18 protein-coding genes are annotated in these 19,884 nt (G+C 68.9%); 11 read left to right on the forward strand and 7 right to left on the reverse strand.

Going from position 1 to position 19,884, the window contains the following annotated elements; all coding sequences use genetic code 11:
* Complete coding sequence (gene glcE, locus N5K27_RS12380; RefSeq protein ID WP_279816754.1) at positions 1-1,074, forward strand: glycolate oxidase subunit GlcE; 1,074 nt, start codon at positions 1-3, stop codon at positions 1,072-1,074.
* 18 nt (positions 1,075-1,092) lie between these two features.
* The gene (glcF, locus tag N5K27_RS12385; RefSeq protein WP_087837065.1) at positions 1,093-2,334 is read left to right on the forward strand and encodes a glycolate oxidase subunit GlcF; all 1,242 of its coding nucleotides are present in this window, start codon (positions 1,093-1,095) and stop codon (positions 2,332-2,334) included.
* On the opposite strand, the gene N5K27_RS12390 is transcribed toward glcF, so the two are convergent.
* Positions 2,324-3,235 carry a LysR family transcriptional regulator gene (locus N5K27_RS12390; RefSeq protein WP_176400646.1) on the reverse strand — a complete coding sequence of 304 codons (912 nt, stop codon included), beginning with the start codon at positions 3,233-3,235 and terminating at the stop codon, positions 2,324-2,326. The genes glcF and N5K27_RS12390 overlap by 11 nt on opposite strands.
* A gap of 131 nt (positions 3,236-3,366) precedes the next feature.
* Between N5K27_RS12390 and mdlC the strand changes: the two genes are divergently transcribed.
* The 3 genes from mdlC to N5K27_RS12405 all read left to right on the forward strand — a co-directional run bounded on the left by mdlC (position 3,367) and on the right by N5K27_RS12405 (position 7,494).
* Entirely contained in the window at positions 3,367-4,935 is a 1,569-nt protein-coding gene (mdlC, locus tag N5K27_RS12395; protein WP_279816759.1) for a benzoylformate decarboxylase, read from the forward strand.
* 43 nt (positions 4,936-4,978) lie between these two features.
* A complete protein-coding gene (locus N5K27_RS12400; protein ID WP_087837062.1) occupies positions 4,979-6,430 on the forward strand; it encodes an aldehyde dehydrogenase in 1,452 nt (483 codons plus the stop codon).
* 77 nt (positions 6,431-6,507) lie between these two features.
* Positions 6,508-7,494, forward strand: a complete 987-nt coding sequence (locus tag N5K27_RS12405) for a tripartite tricarboxylate transporter substrate binding protein (RefSeq protein WP_279816762.1) — start codon at positions 6,508-6,510, stop codon at positions 7,492-7,494.
* Between the two features lie 15 nt (positions 7,495-7,509).
* Here the strand turns inward: N5K27_RS12405 and ssuE are convergent, their stop codons facing one another.
* Entirely contained in the window at positions 7,510-8,088 is a 579-nt protein-coding gene (gene ssuE, locus N5K27_RS12410; RefSeq protein ID WP_087837060.1) for an NADPH-dependent FMN reductase, read from the reverse strand.
* 205 nt (positions 8,089-8,293) lie between these two features.
* Here ssuE and N5K27_RS12415 point away from each other — a divergent pair, with 205 nt between their 5' ends.
* From N5K27_RS12415 to N5K27_RS12430, 4 genes are all read left to right on the forward strand, one after another.
* Positions 8,294-9,334, forward strand: a complete 1,041-nt coding sequence (locus tag N5K27_RS12415) for a ligase-associated DNA damage response exonuclease (RefSeq protein ID WP_087837059.1) — start codon at positions 8,294-8,296, stop codon at positions 9,332-9,334.
* Positions 9,331-10,986 carry an ATP-dependent DNA ligase gene (locus tag N5K27_RS12420; protein ID WP_087837058.1) on the forward strand — a complete coding sequence of 552 codons (1,656 nt, stop codon included), beginning with the start codon at positions 9,331-9,333 and terminating at the stop codon, positions 10,984-10,986. Before N5K27_RS12415 ends, N5K27_RS12420 begins: the two co-directional genes overlap by 4 nt.
* A 177-nt stretch (positions 10,987-11,163) precedes the next feature.
* Entirely contained in the window at positions 11,164-12,138 is a 975-nt protein-coding gene (locus N5K27_RS12425; RefSeq protein ID WP_165963049.1) for a tripartite tricarboxylate transporter substrate binding protein, read from the forward strand.
* Between the two features lie 19 nt (positions 12,139-12,157).
* Positions 12,158-12,874: an aspartate/glutamate racemase family protein gene (locus N5K27_RS12430; protein WP_279816769.1), complete on the forward strand. Its 717-nt coding sequence runs from the start codon at positions 12,158-12,160 to the stop codon at positions 12,872-12,874.
* A 13-nt stretch (positions 12,875-12,887) separates the two neighbouring features.
* Here the strand turns inward: N5K27_RS12430 and N5K27_RS12435 are convergent, their stop codons facing one another.
* A complete protein-coding gene (locus N5K27_RS12435) occupies positions 12,888-13,664 on the reverse strand; it encodes an IclR family transcriptional regulator (RefSeq protein ID WP_279816772.1) in 777 nt (258 codons plus the stop codon).
* 29 nt (positions 13,665-13,693) lie between these two features.
* On the reverse strand, positions 13,694-15,223 hold the full coding sequence (locus N5K27_RS12440; protein WP_279816775.1) for a class I adenylate-forming enzyme family protein: 1,530 nt from the start codon (positions 15,221-15,223) through the stop codon (positions 13,694-13,696).
* 112 nt (positions 15,224-15,335) lie between these two features.
* Here N5K27_RS12440 and N5K27_RS12445 point away from each other — a divergent pair, with 112 nt between their 5' ends.
* Together N5K27_RS12445 and N5K27_RS12450 are read left to right on the forward strand one after the other, a co-directional pair.
* Positions 15,336-16,091 carry an enoyl-CoA hydratase-related protein gene (locus N5K27_RS12445; protein WP_279816777.1) on the forward strand — a complete coding sequence of 252 codons (756 nt, stop codon included), beginning with the start codon at positions 15,336-15,338 and terminating at the stop codon, positions 16,089-16,091.
* A gap of 3 nt (positions 16,092-16,094) precedes the next feature.
* Positions 16,095-17,006 carry an alpha/beta hydrolase gene (locus tag N5K27_RS12450; RefSeq protein WP_207958590.1) on the forward strand — a complete coding sequence of 304 codons (912 nt, stop codon included), beginning with the start codon at positions 16,095-16,097 and terminating at the stop codon, positions 17,004-17,006.
* On the opposite strand, the gene N5K27_RS12455 is transcribed toward N5K27_RS12450, so the two are convergent.
* Genes N5K27_RS12455 through N5K27_RS12465 form a run of 3 tightly spaced genes read right to left on the reverse strand, consistent with a single transcriptional unit; the run spans position 16,990 to position 19,876 of the window.
* Entirely contained in the window at positions 16,990-18,423 is a 1,434-nt protein-coding gene (locus N5K27_RS12455) for an NAD(P)(+) transhydrogenase (Re/Si-specific) subunit beta (protein ID WP_087837053.1), read from the reverse strand. The two genes, N5K27_RS12450 and N5K27_RS12455, sit on opposite strands and share 17 nt — an antisense overlap.
* On the reverse strand, positions 18,423-18,752 hold the full coding sequence (locus N5K27_RS12460) for an NAD(P) transhydrogenase subunit alpha (protein ID WP_279816781.1): 330 nt from the start codon (positions 18,750-18,752) through the stop codon (positions 18,423-18,425). The genes N5K27_RS12455 and N5K27_RS12460 overlap by 1 nt, the downstream gene beginning before the upstream one ends.
* The gene (locus N5K27_RS12465; RefSeq protein WP_087837051.1) at positions 18,752-19,876 is read right to left on the reverse strand and encodes a Re/Si-specific NAD(P)(+) transhydrogenase subunit alpha; all 1,125 of its coding nucleotides are present in this window, start codon (positions 19,874-19,876) and stop codon (positions 18,752-18,754) included. The genes N5K27_RS12460 and N5K27_RS12465 overlap by 1 nt, the downstream gene beginning before the upstream one ends.
* Positions 19,877-19,884 lie beyond the last annotated feature (8 nt).

Raw genomic sequence — 19,884 nt, forward strand, 5'->3', positions numbered from 1 at the left:
ATGGACGTTCTGTTATCCGATCTTCGCGCCCGCGTGCTGATGGCCCATGTGGGCCGCAAGTCGCTGTACATCCGCGGCGGCGGCACCAAGGGCTTCTACGGGCTGCCGGTGGACCACGATGCCGTGCTCGACCTGTCGCCCTACGCGGGTGTCATCGACTACCAGCCCAGCGAGCTGGTGCTGAGCGCCCGGGCGGGTACGCCCCTTGCTCAAGTCGAGGAAATGCTGGCGGAGCAGGGCCAGATGCTGGCCTTCGAGCCGCCGCATTTCTCGGCCGGCGCCACGCTGGGCGGCTGCATCGCGACGGCGCTGGCCGGACCACGCCGCGCCAGCGCCGGTTCGGTCGGCGATTTCGTGCTGGGCGTGCGCCTGCTGGATGCCCAGGGGCGCGTGCTGCGTTTCGGCGGCGAGGTCATGAAGAACGTGGCGGGTTATGACGTGTCCCGCCTCGTGGCCGGTTCGCTGGGTACGCTGGGCGCGATCCTGGAGGTGTCGCTGAAGGTGCTGCCCCGGCCCGCCTGCGAGACCACGCTGCGTTTCGAGATGGACGAGGCAACGGCGCTGCGCCGGATGAATGCCTGGGGCGGCCAGGCGTTGCCGGTCAGCGCCACGGCCTGGTGCGGCGGATGCCTGACCGTCCGGCTGTCGGGCGCCCAGGCCGCGATCGCGGCGGCACGCGCGGCGCTGGGCGGCGAGGCGTTGCCGGACGAAGAGGCCCAGGCATGGTGGCGGTCGCTGCGCGACCATACGCATCCCTTCCTGGCCGTGCGTTCGCTGTGGCGCCTGTCGCTGCCGTCGGTGACCCGACCGCTGGGCCTGGGGCCCACGCTGATCGAATGGGGCGGCGCGCAGCGATGGCTGAGCGGGCCCGTGCCGGCGCAGCGCGTGCGCCAGGTGGCCGCGCTGGCGGGTGGGCATGCCACGTTGTTTCGCGCCGCATCGGTGGACGAGGCGCGGGCGTCGGGCGTGTTCCATCCGCTGTCGACGCCCGTGGCCGCCATCCATCGGCGCCTGAAGAACGAATTCGATCCGGAAGGGGTGTTCAATCCCGGCCGCATGTATCCCGACCTCTAGACACGAACCACCCATTCCATGCAGACACGGCTGACGGAGTCGATCAAGGACACCCCCGATGGCAGGCAGGCCGAGGCCATCCTGCGCAAGTGCGTGCATTGCGGATTCTGTACCGCGACCTGTCCCACTTACCAGGTACTGGGCGACGAACTGGACAGCCCGCGCGGCCGCATCTACCTGATCAAGCAGATGCTTGAGGGGGGCGAGGTCACGGCCAGCACCCAGTTGCACCTGGATCGCTGCCTGACCTGCCGCAATTGCGAGACGACCTGTCCGTCCGGCGTGGAATACGGGCAATTGATCGACATCGGCCGCAGGATGGTCGAGACGCGCGTGGAAAGGGCGCCCGGCGACCAGCTCAAGCGCGCGGTGCTGGGCAGGACGCTGGCTACGCCGGCCTTCGGGCTGGCCATGAGGCTGGGGCAGGCGCTGCGCCCCTTGCTGCCGTCCGCGCTGGCGGCCAAGGTGCCGCCGCGGCGGCCGGCGGGCCAGGTGCCGCGGCGCCGCCATGAGCGCCAGGTGCTGATGCTGGCGGGATGCGTGCAGCCTTCCATGATGCCGGCCATCGACGCGGCCACCCTGCGCGTGCTCGATGCCGTGGGGATCTCGGCCTCGGTCGCGCCGGGTTCGGGCTGCTGCGGCGCGGCGCGCTTCCACCTGAACCAGCAGGCGGCGGCGCTGGCGCAGATGCGCGCCAATGTCGATGCCTGGTGGCCCGACATCGAAGCGGGCCGCATCGAGGCCATCGTGATGAACGCCTCGGGCTGCGGCGCCACCGTGCGCGAGTACGCGCACCACCTGCGCGACGATCCGGCCTATGCCGGCCGGGCGGCGCGGGTGTCGGGCATGGTGCGCGACATCGCCGAGGTGCTGGCGCCGCACGCGGGCGAGCTGGCTCCGCGGTTGGCCGGCCGGCTGGCCGCGCGGCCGGTCTTCCATCCGCCGTGCACGCTCCAGCATTGGCAGGGCCTGAGGCCGCTGGTCGAGCGCCTGCTGGCGGACCTGGGCTTCGCGCTCCAGCCGTTCTCGGAAAGCCACCTGTGCTGCGGATCGGCGGGAACCTACTCGGTGCTGCAGCCCGAGATCGCCGGTGAGCTGCGCGACCGCAAGCTCGCCGAACTGGGCAGGGCCGGCCCCGATCTCATCCTGTCCGCGAACATCGGCTGCCTGGCGCATCTGCAGGCCGGCACGGACACCCCGGTCGTGCACTGGATAGAAGCGGTCGACGCCGCGCTGGCCGGCAAGCGCGTCAGCGGGTAGGAGACGCCCACATCAGCCGCAGTTCGTCCAGCAGCTTGACGGCCGGCTGGGGAAGAATGCCCTTGGTGCGGCGGAACACCATCAGCCGGCGTTGCAGGGCCGCGCCGGGAATGGGCAGGGTGTCGGCCAGCCCCGCGCCGCGCTCGGCCTCGAACATGGGGTGAGGCATCCAGCTCAGGAAGCCGGCGTGGGCCACCATGCTCTTGATGGCGATGATGGAGCGCGTCTCCACCACGATGTCGGGCGGGGGCAGGCCGCGCGAGGCGAACAGGTGCATGAGTTCGTCGAACGGCGCCGTGCCGCGCGGCGGCAGCACCCATTTGTGGCCTTGCGTGTCTTCCAGGCGCAGCCGGGCGCGCCTGCGCAGCGGATGCGTGGACGCGGCAATGATCTGGCTGGTGTCGTGCCATTCGCAGTCGGGGATCACACAGATGTCCGCCGTGTCCGGCATCGACACGCCTATGGCGAGATCGATGTCGTGAGTCAGCAGCGCGTCGGTCAGCAGGTCGCCCACGCCCTCGAGCAGATGGACCTGCAGGTTCGGCCATTGGGCCAGCACGCGTCCGATGGCCATGGGCAGCACGAGGCTGACCGCGCTGGCCACCGCGCCGACGCGTATGGTGCCGCGCGAGAGGCCGCGCAGCGCGTCGATTTCCTCGGTGGCCTGTTCCGCTTCGCGCTGTAGCAGGGTGGCGTGGGGGAGCAGCGCCTGGCCGAAGCTGGTCAGCATCATGCCGGTCGCATAGCGCTCGAACAGCGGGGCGCCGATCTGTTCTTCCAGCCGGCGGATGGTGCGGCTCAGGGCGGGCTGGGTGATGTTCAGCCTTTGCGCCGCCCGGCCCAGCGTTCCGTGCTGGACCACGGCCAGGAAGGCGTTGAGTTGGCGTATGTCGAAAGTCATGCCAAAAGGTAATGACTTTTTCCTGAAAAAGCAATGTTCAGGCAAGGGTATGCTGGCCATACTCTCGGGATTCGCCGGGCTCAGGAAACGGACCCCGGCCCGCACACCATCACACCGCGGAGACGAGACCCATGACCACCGTCCGCGAAGCCGTGCTCGACCTGCTGCGCGCCTTCGACATGACCACCATCTTCGGCAACCCGGGATCCACCGAGCTGCCGCTCTTCCTGGACTTCCCCAGCGACTTCGACTACGTGCTGGGGCTGCACGAGGGCGTGGTGGTCGCCATGGCCGACGGCTACGCGCAGGCGCGCCGCAACGCCTCGTTCATCAACCTGCATTCGGCGGCCGGCGTGGGCAACGCCATGGGCACCATCTTCACCGCCTACAAGAACCGCACGCCGCTGGTCATCACCGCCGGCCAGCAGTCGCGCTCCATCCTGCCCTTCGATCCCTTCCTGCATTCGGCGCAGGCCACCGAGCTGCCCAAGCCGTACGTGAAGTGGAGCTGTGAGCCGGCGCGGGCCGAGGACGTTCCACTGGCGATCGCGCGCGGCTACTACATCGCCATGCAGCCGCCCTGCGGTCCGGTGCTGATCTCGGTGCCCGCGGACGACTGGTCGCGCGAGTGCGAGCCGGTCCAGGCGCGTCGCGTCGGCAAGCTGCTGCGGCCCGATCCCGACGTCATGGCCGAGATCGCCGGCGCGCTGGACGCTGCGCGGCGTCTGGCCTTCGTCATCGGCGCCTCCGTCGACCGCGACGGCGCCTGGGACGACGTGGTGCAACTGGCCGAGCGCCACAAGGCGGGCGTGTGGGTCGCGCCCATGTCGGGCCGTTGCGGCTTCCCCGAGGACCATCGCCAGTTCATGGGCTTCCTGCCCGCCATCCGCGAGAAGATCGTCTCGATGCTGGGTGGCTACGACTGCATCTTCGTGATCGGCGCGCCGGCCTTCACCTATCACGTCGAAGGCTTCGGGCCGCACCTGCCGCCCGGCGCGAAGCTGGTCCAGCTCACCGACGATCCGCAGGTCGCGGCCTGGGCGCCGGTGGGCACCGCGGCGGTGGGCAGCATCAGCCTGGGCGTGCGCGAACTGCTGGCGCGGGCTTCGCCGCCGGCGCGCGAACTGCCCGCCCCGCGGGCGCCGCTGCCGCGCGCCGAGCCGTCCTCGCCCATGTCGGTGGCCTACGTGCTGCAGACATTGGCCGAGGTGCGCGATCCCGCTTCCATCGTGGTCGAGGAGTCGCCCAGCGCGCGGCCGGTCATGCACAAGTACCTGCCCATGCTGCAAAGCGAGACCTTCTACACCATGTGCAGCGGCGGCCTGGGCTACAGCATGCCGGCCGCCGTGGGCGTCGCGCTGGCCAAGCCGCAAAGCAAGGTCATCGGTCTGATCGGAGACGGCTCCAGCATGTACTCCATCCAGGCGCTGTGGACCGCGGCGCAGCTCAAGCTGCCGATCACCTTCGTGATCCTGAACAACCGGCGCTATGCTGCCCTGACGGAGTTCGCCCCGACCTTCGGCTTCAAGCCCGAAGACCCGCTTGCCGGCACCGACCTGCCCGATCTCGACTTCGTGTCGCTGGCGCGCGGGCATGCCTGCCAGGGTATCCGGGTGTCGGACCCCGCCAAGCTGGCCGGTGTGCTGCGCGAAGCGCTGGCATCGCCGGTGCCCATCCTGGTGGACGTGGAAATCGCCTGATTCCGCCGTCACTATCCCCATTCTTCCAGAGCAGGAGACTGACATGAAAACCCTGACCATGCTGATCGACGGCCAATCCGCCGAGGCCTCCGGCAAGGCGACCTTCGAGCGCCGCAATCCGCTCGACGGCTCGGTCGCGACCCGGGCGCCGGCCGCCACCCCCGAGGACATGACCAAGGCGGTCGACGCCGCCGCGCGCGCGTTCACGAGCTGGCGCGAGACCGGCCCGGGCGAGCGCCGGGCGCTGCTGCTCAAGGCCGCCCAGGCGCTCGAAGCCAAGGCGCCGGCCTTCATCGAGGCGATGGCCGCCGAGACCGGGGCATCGGCCATGTGGGCCGGCTTCAACGTCCACCTGGCGGCGGGCATGCTGCAGGAGGCCGCCGCCCTGACCACCCAGATCAGCGGCGAGGTCATTCCGTCCGACGTGCCAGGCAGCCTGGCCATGGCCGTGCGCCAGGGCGCGGGCGTGGTGCTGGGCATCGCGCCGTGGAACGCGCCCGTGATCCTGGGCGTGCGATCGGTGGCCGTGCCGCTGGCCTGCGGCAACACGGTCGTGTTCAAGGGCTCCGAACTGTGCCCCGCCACGCACGGGCTGATCGTCGAGGCCTTGAACGAAGCGGGCTTTCCCGCGGGCGTGGTCAACTTCGTCACCAACGACCCGGCGGATGCCGGCGCGGTGGTCGAGGCCGCGGTCTCGCATCCCGCCGTGCGCCGGGTGAACTTCACCGGTTCGACGCGCGTGGGCAAGATCATCGCGCAGACCTGCGCCAAGTACCTCAAGCCGGTCGTGCTCGAGCTGGGCGGCAAGGCGCCGCTGGTGATCCTGGACGACGCCGACCTGGACGCGGCGGTCAACGCCGCCGCCTTCGGCGCCTTCGCCAACTCGGGCCAGATCTGCATGTCCACCGAGCGCATCATCGTCGACGAGAAGATCGCCGATGAATTCGTCGCGCGCTTCGGCGCCAAGGCCAAGTCGCTGCCGCTGCAGGATCCGCGCAAGGGTCCCGCGGTGCTGGGATCGGTGGTCGACATGGCTACCGTCGAACGCTGCAACGCCATGATCGACGACGCGCTGGCCAAGGGCGCGGTGCTGGTGTGCGGCGGCAAGGCCGAGAACACGCTCATGCCCGCCACCATCCTGGACCGCGTCACGCCCGACATGCGCATCTACGGCGAGGAATCCTTCGGGCCGGTCAAGGCGGTAGTGCGGGTCGATGGCGTCGAGGCCGCCATCAACAGCGCCAACGACACCGAGTACGGCCTGTCCTCGGCCGTGTTCGGGCGCGACGTGGCGCGTGCCATGCAAGTGGCCAAGCGCATCGAGTCGGGCATCTGCCACGTCAACGGCCCCACGGTGCACGACGAGGCGCAGATGCCGTTCGGCGGTGTCAAGGCCAGCGGCATCGGCCGCTTCGGCGGCAACGCCGGCATCCACGAGTTCACCGAACTGCGCTGGATCACCGTGCAGACCACGCCGCGCCACTACCCGTTCTGATCGCTCCGCTCGCGCCCGTCGCGGCCGGGCGCGGACGCGGGCATCCGTGTTCGTTCATGACAAAACAGGAGACAGACATGAACCGTCAAGCAGGCAAAGCGGCCCTCGCGGCCAGGTGGAGCGCGCTCGCGCTGGGATGCGCGGTCGCCTTCGGCGCCGTGGCGCAAGCCTATCCGACCAAGCCCGTGAAGGTCGTGGTCAACTTCCCGCCGGGCGGCGCCGCCGACCAGATCGCGCGCGCCATCACCGGTCCCCTGCAAGAGGCGCTGGGCCAGCCCGTGGTGGTCGAGAACAAGGGCGGGGCGGGCGGCAACATCGGCGGCGAGGCGGTCGCCCGTTCGGCGCCCGACGGCTACACCCTGCTGATGAGTTCCGGCGGCATGGTGTCAGTCAACCCCTACATCTATCCCAAGATGTCCTTCGACCCGATCAAGGACCTCGCGCCCGTGGCCGCGGCCGCCAAGGTCAAGGTGTTCCTGGTGGTCAAGCCGGGCAAGCTGCCCACCGACGTCAAGTCGTTCATCGGCTACCTGAAGGCCAATCCCGGCAAGCTGACCTACGGCACGCCGGGCAATGGCAGCTCGCCCCACCTGGCCGCGGAGATGTTCCAGAGCCAGGCCGGCGTGAGCGCCGTCCATGTCCCGTACCGTGGCGCCGCGCCCGCGCTGGTGGACCTGCTGGCCGGTCAGATCGACTTCGCCTTCGACCCGGGCATTGCCATGCAGCACGTGCAGTCGGGCAAGCTCAACATGCTGGCCGTGGGCAGCCTGACGCGCTCGCCCATGTTCCCCAACGTGCCCACGCTGGACGAGGCGGGCCTGAAGGGCTTCGATGCCGACACCGTGTTCGGCTTCTACGCGCCCGCCGGCACGCCCAAGGACATCGTCACCAAGCTCAATACCGAGATCAACAAGATCGTGAGCACGCCCGCCTTCCGCAAGCGCCTGGTGGCCCTGGGCGGCGACCCCGCGCCCATGACGCCCGAGCAGTTCCACGAGCGTGCCGAGTACGACGCCAAGCGTTTCGGCGCCATCATCCGGGACCGCAAGATCGTCGGCGATTGATCCCGCCGTGACGGGTCAGGCGTACAGGCGTTCCCGCACTTCCACCGGCTGGATGCGCGGGACGCGCACGCCCAGGCTTGCGTTCAGCTCGCGCAAGCCGCCCAGCAGCCGGGCGGCGATGTCCTGCGAGAGTTGATAGCCTGTGACCGAGTCGCCGGTGATCTGCGCATCGGCGGCATACACCGTGCTGAGTATGTGCCGCGCCCCAAGCGCGTTCAGCACGGGCCGCAGGGCATAGTCCACGGCCAGCAGGTGGGCCGGCGAGCCTCCCGTGGCCAGCGGCAGGACGACCTTGCCCTGTAGCGCGGTCTGGGGAAGCAGGTCCAGGAAGGTCTTCAGTATTCCACTGTAGGCCGCCTTGTAGATGGGCGTGGCGATGATCACGGCATCGACCGGCGCCAGGGACCGGAGCGCGGCGGCAATATGGGCGTCGGTGGTGTCGGCCGACAGCAAGGCCTGGGCGGGCAGGTCGCGCACGTTCAGCGAGCGGGTGGCATAGCCCGCCTGTTCCAGGTGCGCGTCCAGGGTCTGGGCCAGCAGGGTCGAGCGCGAGACGGCCGAGGGGCTGCCGGTAATGGTCAGTATCGAGTGCATGGCGGGCTGCCGAATGTCGAGGCTGTCACCATAAGCCAGCCATCCGCGGAACCCAACCAAGAAATTCGCATTTGCTCAGAAGCTCGGCGTACAAGCGGCTCGTTCACATCTGCTCACGAACCGAACCATCCGCTTGCGACCCCCGGCTTGTGTACGCCCGGCGGCGCTCATATCTTCCGGTTATTGGCTTATGCGGAAACCGCCGATGGATCTCGTCGTCGCCACCCGCGACGGGCTGTACTGCCCGCCCGGGCGCTTCCATATCGATCCGTGGCGCCCCGTCGAACGGGCGGTGATCACCCATGCCCACGCCGACCATGCCCGCGCGGGGCACGGCGCCTACCTGGCCGCCGCGGCGGGCGAACAGGTGCTGCGCATCCGCCTGGGCGACATCCCGCTGCAGACGCTGGACTATGGGCAGGCGGTGGAGATGAACGGGGTCAGGGTTTCCCTGCATCCGGCCGGCCACGTGCTGGGCTCGGCCCAGGTGCGCATCGAGTATCGCGGCGAGGTCTGGGTGGCATCGGGCGACTACAAGCTCGAGGCCGATCCCACCTGCGCACCCTTCGAGCCGGTGCGCTGCCATGTCTTCATCACCGAATCGACCTTCGGCCTGCCCATCTATCGCTGGCCTGGCCGCGAGGCGCTGTTCAGCGAGGTCGACGACTGGTGGCGGCGGAACGCCGACGCGGGACGCGCCTCGGTGCTGTTCTGCTACGCCTTCGGCAAGGCGCAGCGCGTCCTGGCCAGCGTGGACCCGGCCATCGGGCCGGTCATCGCGCATGGCGCCGTGGCCGTGCTCAATGACGCGTATCGCCGCAGCGGCGTCGACTTGCCCGCCGCGCCGCGCGTGACCGACGTTGCCGACCGGTCCATGCTGCGGCGGGCGTTGGTGCTGGCGCCGCCTTCGGCCCAGGGCTCGCCCTGGCTCCGGCGCTTCGGGGATCATTCCGACGGCTATGCCAGCGGCTGGATGCGGGTGCGGGGCAACCAGCGACGCAAGGGCGTGGACCGCGGCTTCGTGCTGTCCGACCATGCCGACTGGCCGGCCTTGCAGCGCGCCATCGAGGCCACCGGGGCGCAGCGGGTCTTCGTGACCCATGGCAGCGCGCACGCCATGGTGCGCTGGCTGCGCGAGCGCGGCCTGGATGCCGAGACCTTCGCCACCGAGTACGGCGACGAAGAGGATGGCGACGAAGAGGATGGCGACATCGGCGATCCGGCGACACCGGCGGACGACGCATGAAAGCCTTCGTCGATCTTTATGCCGCGCTCGACGCCACGACCTCCAGCCTGGGCAAGCGGGCGGCCATGCTCGACTACCTGCGCCATGCGCCGCCGGCCGATGCCGCCTGGGCGGTGTATTTCCTGGCCGGCGGCAAACCGCGACAACTGGTGCCCGCGAAGCTGCTGAAGGAATATGCGCGCGAGGCCGCCGGCGTTCCCGAGTGGCTGTTCGAGGAAAGCTACCAGGCCGTGGGAGACCTGGCCGAGACCATCGCCTTGTTGCTGCCCGACACGCCGCACGCTGACGATGCCAGCCTGGCCGCCTGGATGGAGCACAGCCTGTTGCCGCTGCGCGGCATGGACCCCGGACCCTTGAAGCCCCGCTTGCTGGAGGCCTGGAGCCGGCTCGACACGCGTGGCCGGCTGGTCTTCACCAAGCTCATCACCGGCAGCTTCCGCGTGGGGGTGTCGCGGCTGCTGGTGACGCGCGTGCTGGCCGAGCTGGCCGGCGTGGACGCGAAGGAGATCGCGCAGCGCATGGTGGGCTATACCGACCTGAACGCATTGCCCTCGGCCCAGGGCTATCTGGCGCTGATCGCGGCCGAGGCGCCTGCCGGCCGCCAGGAAAGCGGGATGCCGTATCCGTTCTTCCTCGCCCATCCCTTGCAGGCGGATATCGCCGACTTCGAGCGGCTGCTGGGCCCGCCCGCCGATTGGCTGGTGGAATGGAAATGGGACGGCATCCGGGCGCAACTGGTGCGACGCGCGGGCGGAGCCTGGCTGTGGTCGCGCGGCGAGGAACTGGTCAGCGACCGTTTTCCCGAGCTGCTCCAGGCCGCGGCGGCCTTGCCCGAAGGGACCGTCCTGGACGGCGAGATCGTGGTCCACAAGGAGGGCAGGGTGCAGCCCTTCGCGCAATTGCAGCAGCGGATCGGCCGCAAGACCCTGACCCCGCGCATCCTGCGCGACATACCCGTGGCGTTGCTGGCCTACGACCTGCTGGAGCTGGAGGGCCAGGACTGGCGCGCCCGGCCCCAGCGCGAGCGCCGCGCCGCATTGGACGCATTGCTGGCCGACGCCGGAAGTGCCGGGTTGCTGCCCAGTCCGCTGCTGCTGGAGAGCTCCTGGGAAGACTACGCCCGGCTGCGCGAGAGCTCGCGCGAGCGCGGCGTGGAAGGCATGATGCTCAAGCAGGCCGGCGGCAGCTACGGCGTGGGGCGCAGCAAGGACGTGGGGCTGTGGTGGAAATGGAAGGTGGATCCCTATTCGGTGGACGCCGTGCTGATCTACGCCCAGAAGGGGCATGGCCGCCGCGCCAGCCTCTACACCGACTACACCTTCGCCGTCTGGGACGCGCCTCCGGGAACGCCCGGACGCGGCCTGGTCCCGTTCGCCAAGGCCTATTCGGGCCTGACCGACGACGAGATCCGCCAGGTGGATGCCATCGTGCGCAAGACCACGCAGGAGACCTTCGGACCGGTCCGCAGCGTACTGCCGACCCTGGTGTTCGAACTGGGATTCGAAGGGATCGCGCGCAGCACGCGCCACAAGAGCGGCATCGCGGTGCGCTTTCCGCGCATGTTGCGCTGGCGGCAGGACAAGCCGGTGGAAGAGGCCGACACGCTGGAAACGCTGTCGGCCTTGTTGCCCGCGACGTCGGCCGAGCCGTGACGCCTCATTTCCGGACGCCATGAATCTCTTCCTAAAAATTCGTTGACCGGACGGAGCGTCGCGCATAACCTAGCCGTGATTCGCACATATTGTCCATATTGCGAACAATCAACCGAGGGTGCCGGCATGCATCCCCGCAGATGCTCCGGCTCCTTCCATCGGCCAGAGGAAGCGTTCATGATGATGATGAAGAGAATGGCGGCGGGCGCGGCGGCTGTCCTTGCTCTTGCGGCGGGCACGGCATCGGCGCAGGGGTTCCCCGTCAAGCCGGTGCGAATCGTCGCGCCCTATGTTCCGGGTGGAACGGTCGATGCCCTGTCGCGCGCGCTTGCCGCGCAGTTGTCCGAGGAGTTCGGGCAGCAGGTGGTGGTCGAGAACCGGGCGGGAGCCTCCGGCAACATCGGCGCGGAATATGTCGCCGGCGCCGAGCCCGATGGCCATGTGCTGCTGCTGACGGCCAGCACGGTCATCGTCAACCCGCTCGTGATGAAAGAGAAGCAGCGCTTCGATCTGCACAAGGACTTCACGCCCATCGGCATGGTGGCCAGCACACCCCTGGTCTTCGTCGTGTCGCCGCAAAGCGGCATCGCCACGGTCGGCGATTTCATCAAAGAGGCCAAGGCGCATCCGGACAAGATCAACTTTGGCGTGGGGGGCTTCGGTTCCGGCGGCCACCTGGCCATGGAAACCTTCAACGTCCGGGCGGGCACGTCGATCCCGATGGTGATCTACAAGGGGTCCGCCCCCGCGCTGACGGACATCGTGGGCGGCCAGTTGAGCGCGATCATGGATCCCGTGCTGACTACTTTGCCCTTCGTCAGTACCGGCCGCCTGAAGGCCATCGCCGTCACGGGCGAGCGCCGCAGCGCGCTGTTGCCTTCGGTGCCCACCCTGGGCGAGGCTGGCGTGCCCGACATGGACTTCGTCTCGTGGTACGGCATGTGGGGCCCCGCCGGCATGCCCGAAGCCGTGTCCAGGCGTATCCAGGCTGGCTTGACGAAGGTGCTGGGATCGCCGCAATTCAAGGCCTGGCTGGACAAGCAGGGGATGGTTGCCGGCACGGTCACGGGCAAGCAGTTCGGCGACTATGTCCGGCAGGAAAGCAAGAAGTACGCGCAGGCTGTCGCGGATGCGAAGATCGAACCCAAGTGATCGGGACGGGGGAACAACGGTGGCTGGACGCAAGAAGACTTTCCACGGCGTGACCGTCGGCATCCTGATGGTCAAGACCGGGTTTTGCCGCCTGCCGGGCGATGTCGGCCATGCGGGTACCTGGGACTTCCCCGTGCAGTACCGCATCGTCGAAGGCGCGACGCCGGACAAGATGATGGCGCTGGAATCCTCGGGGTTGCTGGACGACTTCAAGGCCGCGGCGCGGGACCTGGTCGCCGGCGGCGTCGACGGCATCGCCACGACTTGCGGTTTCCTGGCCTTGTACCAGCGGGAACTGGCGGCGGCCTGCGGCGTGCCCGTGGCCTCCAGCAGCCTGCTCCAGGTTCCGCTGGCGCAGCGCCTGATCGCGCCGGACAAGCGGGTGGGGATACTGACCTTCAGCAAGGAGAGCTTGCATGCCTCGCACCTGGAGGCGGTGGGCGTGGATGCCGGCACGCCCGTCGAGGGCATGCCGGCCGACTCGGTATTCGTCACCGCCATCAAGTCGGGCGATGTCGTGCCGCGCCACGAGGCGATGCGTGTCGAGGTGCTCCAGGCCGCCGAGCGGCTGCTGGACCGCCATCCGGACGTCGGCGCCATCGTGTCCGAGTGCGCCAACATGACGCCGTTCAGCGCCGACATCGCGGAGCGCTTCGGCATTCCGGTGTTCGACGGCGTATCGCTGATCAACTGGTTCCAGGCGGGACTGCGGCCGCGCCGCTACCCGGCGGCCTGACGGCCGCGCGGCGTCAGCCGTGCTGGAGCGCGGACGAGACGTTCTCGCACGCTCGGTACAGGTGCTGTGCCAGCGACGAGCCCGTGTCCAGGCAGTCATCCAGGTCCAGTCCGGAGACGACGATGGCGCCGAGCGCCGCCGGGCTTCGTCCGTGGAAGGGGCAGGCGAGCGAGGCCAGCCCGCGCTTGTACTGGCCCACGGTGGCGCAGAATCCCCCTGCCTGGCGGATTTTCCGCAGCGCGGGGCGGACCTTGTCGAAACGGGCCTGGCCCAGCGTGGCCAGGCACAGGTCGTCGGCATACGTGGACAGGATGGCTTTGCCGCTGGCGCAATCGTCGATGGGGAACTGGTTGCCGATATCGATGATGACGTTCATCGGCGTGCGCGGCGTCCAGATGCGTTCGACGATGATGACCCGGTCGCGCGCCGGCACCGAGATCGACACCAGCGCGGAACGGCCGTGCAGGACTTTCTCCTGCAGTTCGACCGCGTAGGGCAGCGCGGCGCGCCGCACGTTGAGCCGGCTGGCGTGCGCCGTGGCGAACAGCAGGCACTCGGGGCCCAAGGCATAGGCGCCGTCGTCGGCCGTGACCATGTCCCAGTGCACGAGTGTCTTGAGCAGGCGATGGACGGTGGTCCGTTCTATGCCCGTGCGGCGCGACAGGTCCAGCGCCGTGGCGCCCTGGGGCGTGCTGGCCAGTTCGCGCAGCACCATGAAGGCGCGGTCTATGGATTGCACCCGTCCGGTGCCGTCGGCATCCGGCTGGCGGTGTTCTGGCGTCGTCTGCAAGGCTAGGGCCTGTTCACGCTAAAGGGAGTTCAGTCTTGGCGGGCGGCGGCGATCGCGTCCTGGACCTTCCGGGTCAACACTTTACCGTAATGGGAGCGCGGCAGGGCGTCCATGAACACCGTGCGCTTGGGGCGCTTGTGCGCGGACAGGCGTTCCCGGCAGAACGCCGCCAGCTCGTCGGGGCTGGGGCGGGAGCCGGGCCGCGCGACGATGGCGGCGGCGACGATTTCTCCCCACTCGGGGTCCGCGATGCCGACGACCGCGGCTTCGAGCACCGAAGGATGGCTGCACAGCACCTGCTCCACCTCGGCCGGCTGCACCGATTTACCGCCCGTGCGGATGATGGCCTTGGCTCGTCCCTGTATGCGCAATCGGCCCCGGACGTCGAGACAGCCCAGGTCGCCGGTGTGGAACCATGCGCCGTCCAGCACGGCAGCCGTCAGCTCCGGCTGGTTCCAATAGCCTTGCATGACGTGGCCGCCGCGTATCAGCACTTCGCCGACCGTGCCCGCGGGCAGGACGGTACGGCCGTCGCCGATGGCGATTTCGGCGCGGTCGGTCGTGGGGCCGACCAGTCCCAGCGTGCCGGCCGGATCGGCCAGCAGTTCGGAGGCGGCGGACGGCGGCCGATAGCAGGTCCACGGTGCTTCGGTCAGCCCATAGATGACGGAAAAAACGGGACCGAAGGCGGCCACTGCCTGCTCGAACAGTTCCGGCGGCATGGCGGCGGCGCCGATTTCGATGCAGGCCAGCGAGCCGAGATCGACGTGCACGTCGGGCAGCACCCTGAGGATGCGGACCAGGTGCGTGGGGACCAGCGATGTGCAGGTCGGCCGGTATCGCGCCGCCAGCTCGAGAAAGCGCCGGGGCTCGAAATGGCCGCCGAGGATGAGCGTGCCGCCTTGCAGCAGATGGGCCAGCAGCGATATCGCCGCGATCGGCCAGAGCGGCCGCATGTTCAGCATCCGGTCGCCCGTCCATGGCCGGCGCGCCGCCACGATGTTGTGAAGGGCCGCTGCATAGCTGCCGTGCGTATGCACGACGGCCTTGGGCATGCCCGTGGTGCCGCCCGTGTAGTTCAGCGCCGCGATCCGGTCCGGTTCGCATGGGACAGGTGGATGCAGGCCGGTCGTGGCCGCCCCGGCTTCGCCCGCCAGGCTGTCGAGCGGACGGGCATCGATGCCGCAGTCCTGCAGGCCCGGTCGCAGCGCCTGCACCCGGTCGGCGTGCGACGGGCAGTACAGCAGCACCTTCGCGCCGGAGTCGTGCAACTGGGCGAGGTGTTCGGCCGGGTCGAGGGCAGGGTCCAGCGATACCCGGACGCGGCCCGCGCTCATCACGCCATAGTCGGCGAACAGGAAAGCCGGCGTTGCGTCTCCCAGCAGCGCGACGCGGTCGCCCGGCCGGGTGTCGAACGCCGCGAGCAGCCGGTGCGAGAAGGCGAACACTTCGCCCACCAGTTCGGGAAAGCCGTAGCTTCGGCCGCTGTCCGCGTCGATCAGGGCGCAGCGGTCGGGCCAGGCCCGGCGGGCTTGTTCGAGAAGCGCGGGGATGCTCATGGCGGGCGATGAAGGGCGATATGTTCATAATAAACACAAGTTGTGCTCTATACAAACTCTTCCTAAAATCGTCCAGGATGTGCCTTGCAACCGGGGCACGGCGGAGCAATCGATGAGCATCGAATTCGAAGGCATGGGCGATGGCGTGTTCGTCGTCACGCTGAATCGTCCCGAGCGGCTGAATGCGCTGGACGCCGCGCACAAGCAGGCGCTGGCGGGCATATGGCGGCAGGCCGAGGCGCGTGACGAGGTCCGGGCCGTGGTGATGCGGGGGGCAGGCCCCCGGGCATTCTCGGCCGGCTCCGATTTCAAGGCGATGAAAGAGACCGGCGGCACCGTCGGCACCGACATCCTGGCCAACGCGATTCCGTCCGTGGGCGTGGAACTCACCAAGCCCGTGGTCGCCGCCCTGCATGGCTATGTCATCGGTTTTGGCCTGACGCTGGCCATCCATTGCGATCTGCGCATCGCCGGCCCGGACGCGCGCCTGTCCTTCCCCGAAGTCGAACACGGCATGCTATCCGGCATCAGCGACATCACGTTGCCCGGCCTGGTGGGCGAAGCGGCCGCGCTCGAGATCATGCTGACCGGCCGGGCCTACTCGGCCGAAGAAGCGCAGGCCATCCGCCTGGTGAACCGGGTCGCCGCCGATCCCTATGCCGAAGCCTTGGCGCTGGCGCGCAAGCTGGCAGGCAATTCCTTCCATGCCAATCGCCTGACCAAGCGGTTGGTGCTGGCCGAGCGCCGCGCCACCATCGCCCGGCATATGCAAGAGGTCGCCCAGGCCCGCCTGGACATCGCCGCGTCCAGCCGCCATGCATCCGTCCTCAATGCCGCCGGCGCGCAACCCCGAGCCCGCCTGGACTGAGCGGTGCAGGCGAGCGAAGCGGCGGCGCCCTCGGCCGGACCCGACTGGTATCTGCGCGCCATGGCCCGGCCGGCCGAATCATGCTGGGTCATGGCCGATGGCGCGCGCCTGCACTATCTGGCCTGGGGGCTCGAGCACACCCACAAGCCCGGCCTGTTGTTCGTGCACGGCTACCGCGCGCACGCCCGCTACTGGGATTTCATCGCCCCGTACTTCGCCGACGCCTTCCGGGTCGTGTCCATGGACTTGTCGGGCATGGGCGACAGCGGCCACCGTGCCGCCTACACCGCGCAGGGCTTCGCGGCCGACATCGGCGCCGTGATCGAGCATGCGGCGCTGGGGCCGGCGGTCGTGGTGGGGCATAGCTTCGGCGGCGCACGCGCCCTGCGCGCCGCCGCGGATTTTCCCGACCGGATCCGGCACGTCGTGGCGGTGGACAGCATCTGCCGCCTGGCCGACAGTCCACCCAGCCACGCCGCGCCGCCCAGGCGTCCCCGGCTCGAACCGTATCCGGACTTCGCCAGCGCGCGCGCCCGGTACCGGCTGACGCCGCCGCAACCCTGCGACAACGCGTTCCTGGTCGATCACGTCGCCCGCCATGCGCTCAGGCGGCAGCAGGGCGGCTGGCTGTGGAAATTCGATCCCCACCTGCCGCCGGGCCCGCACGAGGGAGACATGTCGGAACTGCTCGCCGGCCTGGAGATTCCCGTGGACTACGTGCGGGGGGAATTCAGCAGTGTCATCCGGCAGGAGGACGCCGAGCGCATCGTGGCGCATCTGCGGCATGGGCGTGGGCCCGTGGTCGTGCCACAGGCCCACCATTACCTGATGCTGGACCAGCCGATGGCGTTGATTGCCGTCCTGCGCGCGCTTTTTCAGGGCGGCAGGACGGCGGGTACTACTCGACCGCCTTGACCATGTCCTCGACGACCTTCTTCGCGTCGCCGAACACCATCATGGTCTTGTCGAGATAGAACAGCTCGTTGTCCAGGCCCGCGTAGCCCGCCGCCATCGACCGCTTGTTGACGATGATGGTGCGTGCCTTGTAGGCCTCGAGGATGGGCATGCCCGCGATGGGAGACTTGGGATCGTTCTTCGCGGCGGGGTTCACCACGTCGTTCGCGCCCAGCACCAGCACCACGTCGACCTGGCCGAACTCGGAGTTGATGTCCTCCATTTCGAACACCTGGTCATACGGCACTTCGGCTTCCGCCAGCAGCACGTTCATGTGCCCCGGCATGCGGCCGGCCACCGGATGGATCGCGTACTTCACGTTCACGCCCTTCTCGGTCAGCTTGGTGGTGAGTTCCTTCAGCGCATGCTGTGCGCGCGCCACGGCCAGGCCGTAGCCCGGCACGATCACCACGGTCTCGGCGTTGGTCAGCATGAAGGAGGCATCGTCGGGGCTGCCCGACTTGACGCTGCGCTGCTGCTGTTCGCCCGCCGCGCCGGCCGCCGAGGCGTCGCCGCCGAAGCCGCCCAGGATCACGTTGAAGAACGACCGGTTCATCGCCTTGCACATGATGTAGGACAGGATCGCGCCCGACGAGCCCACCAGCGAGCCGGCGATGATCAGCATGGGGTTGTTGAGCGAGAAGCCGATGCCGGCCGCCGCCCACCCGGAGTAGCTGTTCAGCATCGACACCACGACGGGCATGTCGGCGCCGCCGATGGGGATGATGATGAGCACGCCCAGCACGAAGGCGATGGCCGTCATGATGACGAACGGGGTCCACTCCTGGGTGACCGCGAACCAGATGCCGCATCCGACCATGACGACGGCCAGCAGCAGGTTCAGCATGTGCTGGCCGGCGAACACCACCGGCGCGCCACGGAACACGCGCAGCTTGTAGCGCCCCGACAGCTTGCCGAAGGCGATGACCGATCCGGAGAAGGTGATCGCGCCCACGAAGGTGCCGATGAACAGCTCGATGCGGTTGCCGGTGGGAATGGGGATGCCCGGATCGGCAATGCCGAAGGCATGCGGCTCGGCCACCGCCGCGATGGCGATGAACACCGCGGCCAGGCCGATCATGCTGTGCATGAAGGCCACGAGCTCGGGCATCTTGGTCATTTCCACGCGCTTGGCCATGATGGTGCCGGCGGTGCCGCCGACCAGCAGGCCCAGCACGACCCAGCCCAGGCCGGCCAGCGGCTCGGCGGCAAGCTTGCCGATCAGCGCGGCGGTGGTCAGCACGGCGATGGCCATGCCGACCATGCCGAAGGTATTGCCCATGCGCGAGGTCGTGGGGTGCGACAGGCCCTTGAGCGCCTGGATGAAGCACACCGAGGCGACCAGGTAGAGCAGGGTGACGACGTTGAGCGATAGCATCAGCGGGCCTCCTGCTTGGCGGCGTCGGCCGGCGCGGCCTTGGGCTTCTTGCGGAACATCTCGAGCATGCGCCGCGTGACCAGGAAGCCGCCGAACACGTTGACCGCGGCCAGCGCGACGGCCAGCACGCCCATGGCCTTGCCCAGGCCGGTGTCGGTCAGCGCCGCGGCCAGCATGGCGCCGACGATGATGATGGCGGAGATGGCGTTGGTGACGGCCATCAGCGGGGTGTGCAGGGCGGGAGTGACGTTCCAGACCACGTGGTAGCCCACGTAGATGGCCAGCACGAAGATGATGAGGTTGATGATGGTGTGGTCGATGAGTTCCATTACTTGTTCCTCAGCACGCGGTTGGCATCGCACACCATGCAGGCGGCAACGATCTCGTCTTCGCGCTGGATGGCGGGGGCGCCATCCTTGGCGACCACCAGCTTCAGGAAGTCCAGCAGGTTGCGGGCGTACAAGGCGGACGCGTCGGTGGCCACCTGCGCGGCGAGGTTGGTGTAGCCGACGATCTTCACGCCGTGCGCCTCGACCACCTGGTCGGGCCGGGACAGCGGGCAGTTGCCGCCGCGTTCCACCGCCAGGTCGACGATGACCGAGCCCGGCTTCATGCCGGCCACGGTTTCCTCGCTGACGAGCACGGGCGCGGGGCGGCCCGGGATCAGCGCGGTCGTGATGACGATGTCGGCCTGCTTGCAGCGTTCGGCCACCAGCGCCGCCTGGCGCGCCATCCATGCCGCCGGCATGGGCCGGGCGTAGCCGCCCACGCCCTGGGCGATCTCGCGTTCCTCGTCGGTCTCGTAGGGCACGTCGATGAACTTGGCGCCCAGCGATTCGATCTGTTCCTTGGCGGCGGGCCGCACGTCCGAGGCCTCGACCACCGCGCCCAGCCGCTTGGCGGTGGCGATGGCCTGCAGTCCCGCCACGCCGGCGCCCAGCACGACGACGCGCGCGGCCTTGACGGTGCCGGCGGCGGTCATCAGCATGGGCATGAAGCGGCCGTAGTGGTCGGCCGCGACGATGACCGCCTTGTAGCCCGCGATGTTGGCCTGCGAGGACAGCACGTCCAGGCTTTGCGCGCGCGTGATGCGCGGCGCGGCCTCGAGCGAGAAGCCGGTCACGCCGGTGGCGGCGAGTTTCTCCAGGCCTTCGGCGTCAAAGGGGTTCAGCATGCCCAGCAGGATCTGGCCCGCGCGCAGTTGCGCCAGCTCGGACTCCTGCGGCGCCTGGACTTTCAGCACCAGTTCGGCCTGCGCGTAGACCTGCGCGGCATCGGGCACCAGCGTGGCGCCCGCGGCGGCATAGGCTTCGTCGGGGAAGCTGGCCAGCCGTCCGGCGCCGGCCTGCACCAGTACCTGGTTGCCGCCTGCCGACATTTTCTTCACGGTTTCCGGCGTTGCGGCAACACGTGTCTCCCCCGGCCGGATTTCAGTCGGGACCCCAATCTTCATGAGATTCT

This window comes from Pigmentiphaga sp. GD03639, from assembly GCF_029845405.1.
Taxonomy (GTDB): Bacteria; Pseudomonadota; Gammaproteobacteria; order Burkholderiales; family Burkholderiaceae_B; genus Pigmentiphaga; species Pigmentiphaga daeguensis.